Below are 12645 nucleotides of genomic sequence, written 5' to 3' on the forward strand. Positions count from 1 at the left end.
CATGGGCGCTTCGATCTGGCATAGTGGTCAGCCCCTGTCCCACTGGCCGTGTTGCCCCATGTCGCCGAAGAAGACCTCGTTCCCGAAGCAGGATATCCGCGTACTGTTGCTGGAGGGGGTCAGCCAGACCGCCGTGGAGGTGTTCAGCGCCGCCGGCTACAGCCAGATCGAGGCGCACACCAAGGCGCTGCCCGAGGACGAACTGAAGGCGCGCATCGCCGAGGCGCACATCGTCGGCATCCGCTCGCGCACCCAGCTCAGCGCCGAGGTGCTGGCCGAGGCCAAGCGCCTGATCGCGGTGGGCTGCTTCTGCATCGGCACCAACCAGGTCGACCTGGACGCAGCCGAGCTGGCCGGCATCCCGGTGTTCAACGCGCCCTACTCCAACACCCGCAGCGTGGCCGAGCTGGTGATCGCCGAGGCGATCATGCTGACCCGCGGCATTCCGCAGAAGAACGCCGAATGCCATCGCGGCGGCTGGTCGAAGTCGGCCAGCGGCAGCCATGAAGTGCGCGGCAAGACGCTGGGCATCATCGGTTACGGCCACATCGGCACCCAGGTCGGCGTGCTGGCCGAATCGCTGGGCATGCAGGTGATCTTCCACGACGTGGAAACCAAGCTGGCACTGGGCAATGCCCGTGCAGCGGCCAGCCTGGACGACCTGCTGGCACGCGCTGACATCGTCACCCTGCATGTGCCGGAGACCCCTGCCACGCAATGGATGATCGGCAGCACCGAGCTGGCGAAGATGCGCAAGGGCGCGCACCTGATCAATGCCGCGCGCGGCACCGTGGTCGACATCGATGCACTGGATGCGGCCCTGGCCAGCGGCAACGTCGGTGGCGCCGCGCTGGACGTGTTCCCGGTCGAACCGAAGGGCAATGGCGATATCTTCGAATCGCCGCTGACCCGCCACGACAACGTGATCCTGACCCCGCACGTCGGCGGCAGCACGCTGGAAGCGCAGGACAACATCGGCGTGGAGGTGGCGGCCAAGCTGGTGCGCTACAGCGACAACGGCAGCACCCTGTCGGCGGTCAATTTCCCGGAAGTGACCCTGCCCGAACACGAAGACAGCCTGCGCCTGCTGCACATCCACCAGAACGTGCCGGGCGTGCTGTCCAGGGTCAACGAGATCTTCTCGCGCCACAACGTCAACATCGACGGCCAGTTCCTGCGCACCGACCCGAAGGTGGGTTACGTGGTGATCGACATCACCGCCAGCGAGGCGCAGGCCGCCGCCGTCCGCGACGAACTGGCCGCGATTCCAGGCACGCTGCGGACGCGCATCCTGTACTAGGTAAAAAGGGGACGGAGGGGATTAAGTCGTTTATGCATTAACGACTTAATCCCCTCCGTCCCCTTTTTTCAACGCGCCAGCCAACGGCGCGCCATGCGCTGCATGGATTCATCCGATTCGGGGTCGGCCGCGACCTCGGTCACCGGCCGCCAGGCCAGGTCGAGCGATTCCTCGCTGAGCACGAAGGCCTCGCCCCCCAGCGCCCGTATCACGAAACGCACGTCGTAGTGCCAGTGCCCCGGCACGTCCTTGCGCTCCGGAATCCAGTGCTTGTCCAGATCGAAGATGGCCGGGTCTTCCAGTACCAGGCCGCTCAGGCCCGACTCCTCCTCGGCTTCCTTCAGCGCCACCCGGGCCAGGTCACGGTCGCCGTCGGCGTGGCCGCCCAGCTGCAGCCAGCGCTGCAGCTTGCGGTGGTGGGTCAGCAGCAGGCGCTGGCCATCGGCGCTGACCAGCCAGCAGCTGGCGGTGAAGTGGCCGGCCAGGCGCTCGCGGCGGAACGGATCTTCCGGATCATCCAGCAATGTGCCGAATTCGGCAGCCAGGGCGTCGTGGGCGGGTTCGCGGCGCGCGTAGTCCCGGAGCAGGCCGCGCAGGCGATCGTCAAGCGCGGCAAGGGTTTCGGCGGTCTGGCTCATGAATGGGGGCGGTTCGGAAAAATACTGCTCATTATCGCCGTTCATTGTTGCGATTGCGCTTGTGCGTTGGCTTCAGCTTTGGCTAAGGTACAGCGGGCCGTTCGCACGGCCTTCACCATTCAAGGCAGCCGGCAACGTATCGGCCGCCCACCCCATCCGATCACTAGGAAGTACTGCATGCTGAAAGCTCTGTTGAGGGTCAAGCCGGTCGAGCCGGCCGGGCACGTCGATGCCGGCGAACCCATCGAAGGCAGCCTGGACGGCGAAGCCACGTTGAAACGGACCCTCACGGCTAAACACCTCATCCTGCTGGGCGTGGGTGCGGTGATCGGCGCAGGCATCTTCGTGCTGACCGGCCAGGCCGCAGCCAACCACGCGGGCCCGGCGGTCATGCTGTCGTTCGTGCTGGCCGGTTTCGCCTGTGCGCTGGCAGGCCTGTGCTATGCCGAGTTCGCGGCGATGATGCCGGTCTCCGGCAGTGCCTACTCCTATTCCTACGCCACCCTCGGCGAAGGCATGGCCTGGTTCATCGGCTGGTGCCTGGTGCTGGAGTACCTGTTCGCCTCGGCCTCGGTCGCGGTGGGCTGGTCGGCCTACCTGATCAGCTTCATCACCACCACGCTGCACATGCCCTTCCCGGACATGCTCAGCGCCGCGCCCATCGCCTGGACCGGCAGCGAGTTCGTCTCCTCCGGCAAGCTGTTCAACCTGCCGGCGGTGCTGATCGTGGCGGCGGTGTCCGGCCTGCTGTACGTGGGCGTGACCCAGTCGGCGTTCGTCAACGCCATCATCGTGGCGATCAAGGTCACCGTCATCTGCCTGTTCATCGGCATCGGCGCGGCCCACATCGACCCGGCCAACTGGCACCCGTTCATTCCGGAAAACACCGGGGTGCCGGGTGAGTTCGGCTGGAGCGGCATCTTCCGCGCCGCCACCATCGTGTTCTTCGCGTACATCGGCTTCGATGCGGTCTCCACCGCTGCTGGCGAGACCAAGGACCCGCAACGCAACATGCCGATCGGCCTGCTCGGCTCGCTGGCCGTATGCACGATCGTCTACATCATCGTCTGTGCGGTGCTGACCGGCATGATGCCGTACCACCTGCTGGGCACCGACAAGCCGGTGGCCACCGCCCTGGAGCCCTACCCGACCCTGTCCTGGCTGAAGACGTTCGTGGAAGTCGGCGCCATCGCCGGCCTGTCCTCGGTGGTGCTGGTGATGATGATGGGCCAGACCCGCATCGCCTATACCATCTCCCGCGACGGCCTGCTGCCGAAGTTCTTCGGCAAGGTCCATGCCCGATTCCGCACCCCGTACGTCGCCACCATCGTGGTCGGCGTTATCGCCGCCGCGCTGGCCGGCCTGGTGCCGCTGAACGTGCTGGGCGAGCTGGTCTCGATGGGCACCCTGCTGGCCTTTGCCACGGTCTGCATCGGCGTGCTGGTGCTGCGCTATTCCAAGCCGGACCTGCACCGCCCGTTCCGCGTGCCGATGGTCTGGATCATCTGCCCGCTCGGCGCGGCCACCTGCCTGTTCCTGTTCTGGCAGGCGTTCGTGGTGCATTGGCACCTGTTCGTTGGCTGGACGCTGCTCGGCCTGCTGATCTACCTGGGCTACGGCATCCGCAACAGCAAGCTCGCCAAGTCGCCCTGATCCGCCTTCGGGCCGGCCTCGCGCCGGCCCGTCCGTTTTCCCGCGCGCCGCCCATGGCGCGCTTCGACAAGACCACCACACATGTTCAAGCAACTGTGGGCCACCAAGCATCCGCATGCCGCCCATGAAGACGCCAACGGCCTGAGCCTGCGTCGCCACCTTGGCCCCTGGGGGCTGACCGCCCTGGGCATCGGCGCGGTGATCGGCGGCGGCATCTTCGTCATCACCGGCCAGGCCGCCGCCAACCACGCCGGCCCGGCGATCATGCTGTCCTTCGTGCTGGCCGCCATCTGCTGCGCCTTCTGCGCGCTGGCCTATGCCGAATTCGCCTCGATGGTGCCGGTCTCCGGCAGCGCCTACACCTACACCTACGCCACCTTCGGCGAGCTCTCGGCCTGGTTCATCGGCTGGATGCTGGTGCTCGAGTACGGCGTCTCCGCCTCGGCGGTGGCGGTCAGCTGGACCGGTTATTTCCTCAGCCTGCTCAGCCAGTTCGACATCCATCTACCGGCGGCACTGGTCAGCGCGCCACTGGACGCGCAGCTGCGCCCCACCGGCGCGATCGCCAACCTGCCCGCCGCCGCACTGGTGCTGCTGCTGACCTGGCTGTGCTACGTCGGCATCAGCAAGTCCTCGGCGATGAACATGGCGATGGTCGTGCTCAAGACCGGCCTGATCGTTCTGGTCATCGTGGTCGGTTGGAAATACGTGGACACCAGCAACTGGACCCCGTTCATTCCGGCCAATGAAGGCCCGGGCAAGTACGGCATGGAAGGCGTGCTACGTGGCGCGGCGATGGTGTTCTTCGCCTACATCGGTTTCGAGGCGGTATCGGTGGCGGCGCAGGAATCGAAGAACCCGCAGCGTGACATGCCGATCGGCATGATGCTGTCGCTGGTGATCTGCACCGTGTTGTATATCGCAATGGCCGCAGTGATGACTGGCCTGGTGCCGTTCCAGCTGCTGGGCACCGACGAGCCGGTGGTGACTGCCGTGGCCGCGCACCCACAGCTGGGCTGGCTGCGCTGGGTGGTCGAGGTCGGTGCGCTGGTCGGCCTGTCCTCGGTGGTGCTGGTGATGATCATCGGCCAGCCGCGCATCTTCATGATCATGGGGCGCGACGGCCTGCTGCCACCGGTGTTCACCCGGATCCACCCGAAGTACCGCACGCCGCACATCAACACCGTGATCACCGGCATCGGCATCGCGCTGCTGGCAGCGCTGTTCCCGCTGGACATCCTCGGCGAGCTGACCTCGATGGGCACGCTGATCGCGTTCGCCGCAGTCTGCGCCGGCGTGCTGATCCTGCGCCGCACCCAGCCGGACCTGCCGCGCCCGTTCCGCATGCCGATGGCGTGGCTGATCTGCAGCCTGGGCGTGCTGAGCTGCCTGGCGCTGCTGTCGGCGATGACGATGCACAACTGGATGCTGATGGGGGTATGGACGTTCGTCGGCTTCGTGATCTATTTCTGCTACGGGTTCCGGCACAGCCGCCTGCGGGGTCAGTAAGGGGTTTTTGTATTGCAGGGCCTGCGGCCCTGCACCCGCCTTTGAAGCCGGAGCGACGGCAAGAGCTGGGCTGAGGGTTTGGCGGGGAGGGTGGAGATTGCGGGGGACGCTGCAAGTACATCCCTGTAAGCTCGGTCGCCGCGTCCATGCGGCTCACGCCCCCGCAACCTCCCCCCTCCCCGCCTCCGACAGTCTCCTGGCACGTCCGGTAGATCCACGCCATGCGTGGATGAATTGCGTCTGAGAGATGAATTCTCTCCGGTCGATGAATCCCCTGTAGAGCCGAGCCATGCTCGGCTCCGAGCAAGCCAGCGCCGCGACCCGCTTTTCGCTTTTCCTTCTTCACTCCGTGGCTGCCCGCACGCCGGAACCTGTCCGAGGCGGGTGGGTGGGCCGTGCAGGGGCGTTGGCGCCATGTATGGCGCCATCGAGCTTACAGGGACGTACTTGCAGCGTCCCCTGCACGGCCCACCCGCCCCGCCCCGCCCATGAACCGCTCTACACGACCCGCCACGAGGGGCTCAGCCGCTGGCCGAATCCAGTAAAATCGCCGGCATGAACGCCCCCACCTTCCCGTACGACACCGCGCGCCTGAGCGAACTGGCCCAGCTGCTGATCGACAACGTCCGCGAACTGGCGCACGCCGGCTGGACCCCGGCCACCAGCAGCAATTTCTCCCACCGCCTGGATGACCGCCACGCCGCGATCACCGTGTCCGGCAAGGACAAGGGCCGGCTGATCGAGGACGACATCATGGTGGTGGACTTCGACGGCCTGGCCGTCGGTCGCCCGCTGCGCCCGTCCGCCGAGACCCTGCTGCACACCCAGCTGTACCGCCGCTTCCCGGAAATCGGCTGTGTGCTGCATACGCATTCGCCGGTGCAGACCATCGCTTCGCGCCTGTACGCGCCGCAGGGTCATATCCGCCTGGAAGGCTACGAGCTGCTGAAGGCCTTCGCCGGCAACAGCACCCATGAAATGGCCATCGACGTGCCGGTGTTCGCCAACACCCAGGACATGAACGTGCTCTCGGCGCAGGTCGACGACCTGCTCGACCGGCAGAACCTGTGGGGTTACCTGATCGACGGCCACGGCCTGTATGCCTGGGGCCGTGACATGGCCGAGGCGCGCCGGCACCTGGAAGCCTTCGAATTCCTGTTCCACTGCGAGCTCGAGCTGCGCAAGCTGCGCGGCTGAGCCCGCGCGCAGGTGCAGATGCCGATCCGGAATCTGCGCCTCGCCCCCACCCTGCTACCCTGTCTTCCCCCCGAGACGTTCAAGCTGCCGCCATGAGCCGACTGCGCATCTACGACGACACCCGCCCCGAATCGCCGCTGCTGGACACCCAGGACGGCGCGGTCATCGCTGCCGAGCTGCAGAAGATCGGCGTCACCTTCGAGCGCTGGCAGGCCACCGCGCCGGTCGCGCCGGGCGCCAGCCAGGAGGAAGTGTTCGCTGCCTACCGTGCGGACATCGACCGCCTGGTCGCCGAGCGCGGCTTCAAGAGCGTGGACGTCGCCTCGATCGCCCCGGACAACCCGAACCGCGCCGAGCTGCGGAAGAAGTTCCTCGACGAGCACTTCCACAAGGAAGACGAGGTGCGCTTCTTCGTCGCAGGCTCCGGCCTGTTCACCCTGCACGTGGGTGACAAGGTCTATGAGATCGAATGCGTGAAGGACGACCTGATCGCCGTGCCCGATGGCACCACCCACTGGTTCGACATGGGCGATGAACCGAGCTTCGTGGCGATCCGCTTCTTCACCGAGCCGGACGGCTGGGTGGGTCATTTCACCGGCACCGACATCGCGCAGAAGTTCCCCCGTTACGTACCTACCCAGGCGTCCTGATCCATGCAGCCCCGCGTCATCCTGACCGACATCGAAGGCACCACCAGCAGCATCTCGTTCGTCAAGAACGTGCTGTTCCCCTATGCCCGCCAGGCCTTGCCGGCGTTCGTTGCCGAACATGGCCAGCAGCCGGAGGTCCGCCGCTGGCTGGACGCGGTGGCTACCGAGATCGGCGGCGCCTGCCAGGACAGCCTGGTGGCCGAGACGCTGCAGGGCTGGGTCGACCAGGACCGCAAGCACACCGCGCTGAAGGCGCTGCAGGGCCTGATCTGGGATGAAGGCTACCGCCGCGGCGACTACACCGCGCACTTCTACCCGGAAGTGGCGCCGGTGCTGAAGGGCTGGCATGCCTCCGGCCTGCCGCTGTACGTGTACTCCTCCGGCTCGGTGCCGGCGCAGAAGCTGTTCTTCGGCTTCAGCGATGCCGGTGACCTCAGCCCGCTGGTGTCGGGCTGGTTCGATACCGAGATGGGTGGCAAGCGTGAGGCCGACAGCTACCGCCGCATCGTGCAGGCCATTGGCGTGCCGGCCGGCGAGATCCTGTTCCTGTCCGATGTGGTCGAAGAACTGGATGCTGCCCGCGAAGCCGGCCTGCAGACCCGGCTGATCGATCGCCTGGATGACTACCCGATGCCGCGTACCGGCCAGGCCGCCAACGGCCACGAGCGGGTCGAGAACTTCCAGCAGATCCAGCTGTAAGCAAAATGGTAGAGGCCAACCTTGGTTGGCAGGCTCCTGGTGTGCCAACCAAGGTTGGCACCTACCAAAGCGGGATATCCCTCAACGGTCGTTGAGGGTCTTCACCTTCAGCGCCTCGCGCAGGGTAACCAGATCCACCGGGCCGCGCACCGCGATATCGCGGGTTTCGCCCGGCAGCAGATCCAGCAGGTTTTCTTCGACCTGCACGTCCAGCGCACCGAAGTCGATCCACGTCGCGCGCACGTAAGCCGCGCTTTCCAGCCGCAGTCGATAGTGGTCGCCTTCGATGGACAACGTAGCCTTGAGCTTCTGCCGCGGCAATACCTGGTCCTTGGCTTCGACGAATCCGACCACCTGCCGCGCGCTCACCGCCCCGTTCTGCAGCAGCTCAAACACCGCCACCGTGCGCTTCGGGTCGGCACCGGCCAGCAACTCGGCATCGCGGAAATCACCGATCGAGGTCACACCCGACGCCGCCAGCGTCACCGCATCCTCGCGACGGCGCAGCACCTTCCCTTCCACGTCCATCACCCGCAGCCGCCAACGTGCATCCAGCGCCGCACCGTCATTGATCAGGCGCACCCGCGTGCTGCCCTCATCGCGCAGCGCGGCTACCGTGACCGGCGCGAAGAAACGCCGCGCGGCGAAGTGCAGCGCCTTCCAGCGGCCGAAATAATCCACGCTGGACCACGAGGCGCCTGGCCAGACATCGTTGAGCTGCCAGTACAGCGAACCCATCGTGTATGGCCGGGAGGCGCGATGATGCAGCGCCGCCAGTGCAATGCCATCGGCCTGCATGACCTGGCTGAGGTAGACGAAGTCCTCGAAGTCCTTCGGCGTGCCATAGCCCTGTTCGATGTAGTGCAGCAGGCGGCTGTTGCCCTCGCCGGCCATGAATTTCTGGTGCGCGCGGATCACCGGGCTGTCGATGCGCTGCTCGGCGCGGGTGGCGATCTGATCCACCGTCGCCACCGACGGCCACGCCTGCAGCCCGTACTCGGACATGAAGCGCGGCGTCTCACGCAGGTAGGCCTGCACCGGCAGCGCCGGATTGCCCCAGACCTGCCAGTAGTGCTTGTCGCCGCGGGTGGAATCGTTGGCCTTCTCGTCCAGATCGTTGCTGGGCGAACTGGACCAGTACGGTACGCCCAGTCCTTCCTCGCCCACCACCTGGCGCAGGTCGTTGCCGAACAGGTCGACATAGCCCTGCCAGACCTTTGCCGCAAATGCCGGGTCGGCCGCCTTCAGGTCGCGGCCGTGACCCCAGTCCTTCCAGGCGGTTTCTTCCTCGTTATTGCCACACCACAGCACGATGCTGGGGTGATGGCGCAGCCGGCGCACGTTGTCGCGCGCCTCGGCCACCACGCTGGCACGGAAGGCCGGATCGTAGCCCGGCTGCATGCCGCCGCCGAACATGAAGTCCTGCCAGACCAGCAGGCCCAGTTCGTCGGCGATGTCGAAGAACGCGTCGTCCTCGTAGTAGCCACCGCCCCAGTTGCGCAGCATGTTCATGTTGGCGTCGCGCGCGGCGGTCAGCACCTGGCGCAGGCGTGCTGCGTCGACGCGTGCGGGGAAGGCATCGAACGGAATAACGTTGGCGCCCTTGGCGAAGATCGGCACGCCATTGATGACGAAGGCGAAGCCCTGCCCGCCCTTGCCGTCCTCTTCGCGGCGCAGTTCGACCGTGCGCAGGCCGATGCGCTGCTCGCGCACCAGCGTTGCGTCGGCACCGCCATCCAGGCGCGCCTGCACGGTATAGCGATCCTGCGCACCATGGCCGACCGGCCACCACCGCTTCGGTTCCGCCAGTTCAATCGGTAGTTCAACCGTGTTCTGGCCGGGCTTCAGCAGCACCGTGCGCTGTACCTGGGCCACGTTGCGGCCCTGCGGATCGCGCACATCCACGTTCACCACCGCGGAGCCGGCCGCTGCGCCCTGCTCCACCTGCAGCAGCACCGCCAGCTTCGCCTGCTCCGCGCTCAATGCATCGGTGCGCACGGCAAGACTGGTCAGGCGGTGCGTATCCCAGGCCTGCAGGTCGACCCCGCGCCAGACCCCGGCGGTGACATAACGCGGGCCCCAGTCCCAGCCGAAGTGGTAGGCCGGCTTGCGCGCGAAGTTGCCGACCATCGCGTCCTTCGGCTCATCGCCATACGGCGACGGGTAGTTGCCAGCGATCTTGTGTGGCATTGCCTCCACGCCCGGCAACAGGGTGCGGATTGGCGAACGGAACACGATCTGCAGTTCATTGCCCCTGGCGCGCAGATGCCCTTCCACGCGCGCGCGCCAGGTCCGGTGCGCGTTGTCCGCGCGCAGCAGCGGCTTGCCGTTGAGGCTGACTTCGGCATAAGTGTCCAGCCCGTCGAAGCGCAGTTCGGCATTGGGCTTGGCCAGCATCGCCGCGTCCACGTCGAAGCGCGCGCGGTACTCCCAGGCCGCCAGGCCGATCCATTGCAGCTCCGCTTCGGGCGCACCCACGTACGGGTCGCGGATCAGCGCATGCGCCAGCAGGTCGGTGTGCACGCTGCCCGGCACCGTCGCCGTACGCCATTGCTGCAGGCCTGGATGAGCTGCGCCCTGCGCGTCGCCGGGCAGCATGCGGAACTCCCACTGTGCCTGCAGGGGCGCTGCAGTTGCCGGGAAGGCCGACGTTGCGACCAGCAGCAGGAGCAGACGGACAACGAGGGAAAGACGATGCACGCGGAGCTCCTGTTCTTCCGCCGGGCGTGGCCCGGCGCTACTGATTCCGATTCATCATGCGTATGGCGACACGCGCCTCAACGCACCACGTTCAACACTTCGTAGCACGCGCCCATGGTGTGGTAATCCACCTTGCCGGCCGGGCTCTTCTCGTCGCTGTACTTGCGGTTGTCGGCATCGAGGATGCGGAACCAGGCGCCGAACTGATGGTCGACGAAGTGCTCCCACGCGTACGCCCAGATGCGCTCGTACCACTGCCAGTAGCGGTCATCACCGGTGCGCTTGGCCATCAGCGCGGCAGTAGCCAGCGTTTCGGCCTGCACCCAGAAGTACTTGTCGTCGTCGCAGACGAAGCTGTCGCCCCCGATCGGCGCGCCATCCATGCCCGGCTGCCGGCGCGATTCGGGTGCGAAGCCGTAGTACAGGCCGCCTCGCGCGTCGTCCCAGCTGCGCGCCACGGCCACGTCGAACAGGTGCTGCGCGGTCGGCACCAGCCAGTCGGCCTGCACGTGGCGATCGAGGATCAGCAGCAGCTTGGCCCACTCGGTCTGGTGCCCCGGTTGGAAGCCCCACGGGCGGAACAGGTGCTTGGGGTCGTCCAGGTTGTAGTCCCAGTCGATCTCCCAGTTCTCATCGTAGTGCTCCCAGACCAGCCCGCCGGCCTTGGCCGCCTGGCGGCGGGTCATGTTGTCGGCCAGCTGCAGCGCGCGCTCCACATAGCGCTGCTCGCCACTGGCCTCGAACGCGGCCAGCATCGCCTCGCACATGTGCATGTTGGCGTTCTGTCCACGGTAGCCGGTGAAGTTCCACTGGCCGTCCGCTTCATCCTTGTAGAGCCCGTGCTGCGGCTCCCAGAAGCGCGCTTCCAGCAGCTGCCAGGTCTCGTCCATCCACGCGCGCGCCTGCTCGATACCTGCCTTCAGCGCGCAGCTGTAGGCCAGCAGCACGAAGGCCACGCCGTAGCAGTGGTTCATGTCGTCCTCGACCTTGCCATCACGCAGGGTCCAGGCGTAGCCACCGGTGGCCGGGTTGCGGTGCACCTCGCGCAGGTAGCGCACACCGTGCTCGACCGCGTCGCGGTACTCGGCATTGCCGAACTCGCGGTAGGCCATCGCGTAGTTGAAGACGAAACGGGTACTGCTCACCAGGTGGCGGTGGCTGGCATCGTAGATGCTGCCGTCATCACGGAAGTAGTGGAAAAAGCCACCATTGGGATCGATGCAGCGCGGGTGGTAGAACGCCATGGTGTCGGCGATGTGCGCGCGCAGGAACGCGGGCGAACGGAAATCGGGCGAGGTGCTCATGCGGTAATGTCCTGTGCCTGCAGCAGCTGCTGCACTTCATAGAGCGAGGGCATCGCGGCGAACGCGCCCTTGCGGGTAACAGCCAGCGCGCCGACCGCAGCGCCGAAGCGCAGCGTGGCGGTGATCGCCTCGGGGTCCTGGCAGAAGGCGGTAAAACCGGCACCGGCCCCGCCGCGCTCCAGCAGGCCGACCAGCACGCCACCGACGAAGGCATCACCGGCCGCTGTGGTGTCGACCGTGGCCACGCGGAAGCTGGTGACGGTGCCGTGGTTGTCGCGGGTGTACCAGTGCAGCGTGGCTGCACCATCGGTGACGATCACCCAGCGCGCCCGCGCGGCCAGCAGGCGCCGCAGCACCGCCGCCTCGCCATCGGCGCCCAGCGGCGCGGCCAGGTAGTCCAGCTCCTCGCGCGACAGCTTGACCAGGTCGGCGCGTTCCAGCGCCTGCCACAGGCGCGGCGCCGGGTCCTCGTTCGCCGGCCACAGGGCAGGACGCAGGTTGAGGTCCAGGCTGACCACCGCACCAGCAGCGCGGGCACGGTCCATGCCGGCAAAGGTCGCCTCGGCGATGGCCGGCTCGGTCAGGCTGTTGGAACAGACGTGGAAGCATTGCGCGCTGTCGAGGCACGCCGCCTGGAAGTCGCTGTCACGGAACAGCAGGTCAGCCGCCGGCGGGCGGTAGAAACTGAAGCTGCGCTCGCCATTGGCATCCAGGGCCACGAAGGCCAGTGCAGTCTTGGCCGCGTCGGTACGCACGATGTAGTCGGTACCCACGCCATGCTCGACCAGGCTGTCGGCCAGGAAGTCACCGAACATGTCGCGGCCGAGCATGCCGACGAACTGGGTCTTCGCACCCAGCCGCGCAGCCGCCACCGCGACGTTGGCCGGCGCCCCACCGGCGTACTGCAGGAACGCACGCGGGGTATCGGCCGAGGCCGGCGGCTGTGCTAGTAGATCGATCAAAATTTCGCCGAAGCAAACGATGGCACCCATTCC

General features: G+C 66.7%; 10 protein-coding genes. 6 read left to right on the forward strand and 4 right to left on the reverse strand.

The genetic code is table 11. The annotated features are described in order from the left end of the window. Positions 1–58 precede the first annotated feature (58 nt). Positions 59–1300: a phosphoglycerate dehydrogenase gene (gene serA / locus VG556_RS02910; protein WP_100449959.1), complete on the forward strand. Its 1242-nt coding sequence runs from the start codon at positions 59–61 to the stop codon at positions 1298–1300. A gap of 68 nt (positions 1301–1368) precedes the next feature. Here the strand turns inward: serA and VG556_RS02915 are convergent, their stop codons facing one another. After that, a complete protein-coding gene (locus tag VG556_RS02915) occupies positions 1369–1983 on the reverse strand; it encodes an NUDIX hydrolase (protein WP_080354567.1) in 615 nt (204 codons plus the stop codon). A gap of 132 nt (positions 1984–2115) precedes the next feature. Here VG556_RS02915 and VG556_RS02920 point away from each other — a divergent pair, with 132 nt between their 5' ends. The 5 genes from VG556_RS02920 to mtnC all read left to right on the forward strand — a co-directional run bounded on the left by VG556_RS02920 (position 2116) and on the right by mtnC (position 7646). Next, positions 2116–3591 (forward strand): amino acid permease, encoded by a 1476-nt coding sequence (locus tag VG556_RS02920; RefSeq protein ID WP_014646972.1) that lies wholly within the window; start codon positions 2116–2118, stop codon positions 3589–3591. 81 nt (positions 3592–3672) lie between these two features. Then, positions 3673–5100: an amino acid permease gene (locus VG556_RS02925; RefSeq protein ID WP_014646971.1), complete on the forward strand. Its 1428-nt coding sequence runs from the start codon at positions 3673–3675 to the stop codon at positions 5098–5100. A gap of 555 nt (positions 5101–5655) precedes the next feature. Continuing rightward, on the forward strand, positions 5656–6297 hold the full coding sequence (locus VG556_RS02930) for a methylthioribulose 1-phosphate dehydratase (protein ID WP_041863375.1): 642 nt from the start codon (positions 5656–5658) through the stop codon (positions 6295–6297). A gap of 92 nt (positions 6298–6389) precedes the next feature. Next, a complete protein-coding gene (locus tag VG556_RS02935) occupies positions 6390–6947 on the forward strand; it encodes a 1,2-dihydroxy-3-keto-5-methylthiopentene dioxygenase (RefSeq protein WP_005409451.1) in 558 nt (185 codons plus the stop codon). Between the two features lie 3 nt (positions 6948–6950). Then, positions 6951–7646, forward strand: coding sequence for an acireductone synthase (gene mtnC / locus VG556_RS02940; protein ID WP_100449958.1), 696 nt, complete (start codon positions 6951–6953; stop codon positions 7644–7646). A gap of 81 nt (positions 7647–7727) precedes the next feature. Here the strand turns inward: mtnC and VG556_RS02945 are convergent, their stop codons facing one another. From VG556_RS02945 to VG556_RS02955, 3 genes are all read right to left on the reverse strand, one after another. Beyond that, a complete protein-coding gene (locus VG556_RS02945; protein WP_100449957.1) occupies positions 7728–10346 on the reverse strand; it encodes a beta-mannosidase in 2619 nt (872 codons plus the stop codon). Between the two features lie 77 nt (positions 10347–10423). Beyond that, positions 10424–11650, reverse strand: coding sequence for an AGE family epimerase/isomerase (locus VG556_RS02950; protein WP_049408762.1), 1227 nt, complete (start codon positions 11648–11650; stop codon positions 10424–10426). After that, complete coding sequence (locus VG556_RS02955; protein ID WP_100449956.1) at positions 11647–12642, reverse strand: carbohydrate kinase family protein; 996 nt, start codon at positions 12640–12642, stop codon at positions 11647–11649. The genes VG556_RS02950 and VG556_RS02955 overlap by 4 nt, the downstream gene beginning before the upstream one ends. Positions 12643–12645: the final 3 nt, after the last annotated feature.

The organism is Stenotrophomonas sp. CASM106 (assembly GCF_049384825.1).
GTDB classification, from domain to species: Bacteria; Pseudomonadota; Gammaproteobacteria; order Xanthomonadales; family Xanthomonadaceae; genus Stenotrophomonas; species Stenotrophomonas muris.

Excerpts from the sequence above, each read along its gene's own strand:
- serA (WP_100449959.1), top strand. The coding sequence starts at position 59 with ATGTCGCCGAAGAAGACCTCGTTCCCGAAGCAGGATATCCGCGTACTG.
- VG556_RS02915 (WP_080354567.1), bottom strand. The coding sequence starts at position 1,983 with ATGAACGGCGATAATGAGCAGTATTTTTCCGAACCGCCCCCATTCATG.
- VG556_RS02920 (WP_014646972.1), top strand. The coding sequence starts at position 2,116 with ATGCTGAAAGCTCTGTTGAGGGTCAAGCCGGTCGAGCCGGCCGGGCAC.
- VG556_RS02925 (WP_014646971.1), top strand. The coding sequence starts at position 3,673 with ATGTTCAAGCAACTGTGGGCCACCAAGCATCCGCATGCCGCCCATGAA.
- VG556_RS02930 (WP_041863375.1), top strand. The coding sequence starts at position 5,656 with ATGAACGCCCCCACCTTCCCGTACGACACCGCGCGCCTGAGCGAACTG.
- VG556_RS02935 (WP_005409451.1), top strand. The coding sequence starts at position 6,390 with ATGAGCCGACTGCGCATCTACGACGACACCCGCCCCGAATCGCCGCTG.
- mtnC (WP_100449958.1), top strand. The coding sequence starts at position 6,951 with ATGCAGCCCCGCGTCATCCTGACCGACATCGAAGGCACCACCAGCAGC.
- VG556_RS02950 (WP_049408762.1), bottom strand. The coding sequence starts at position 11,650 with ATGAGCACCTCGCCCGATTTCCGTTCGCCCGCGTTCCTGCGCGCGCAC.
- VG556_RS02955 (WP_100449956.1), bottom strand. The coding sequence starts at position 12,642 with ATGGGTGCCATCGTTTGCTTCGGCGAAATTTTGATCGATCTACTAGCA.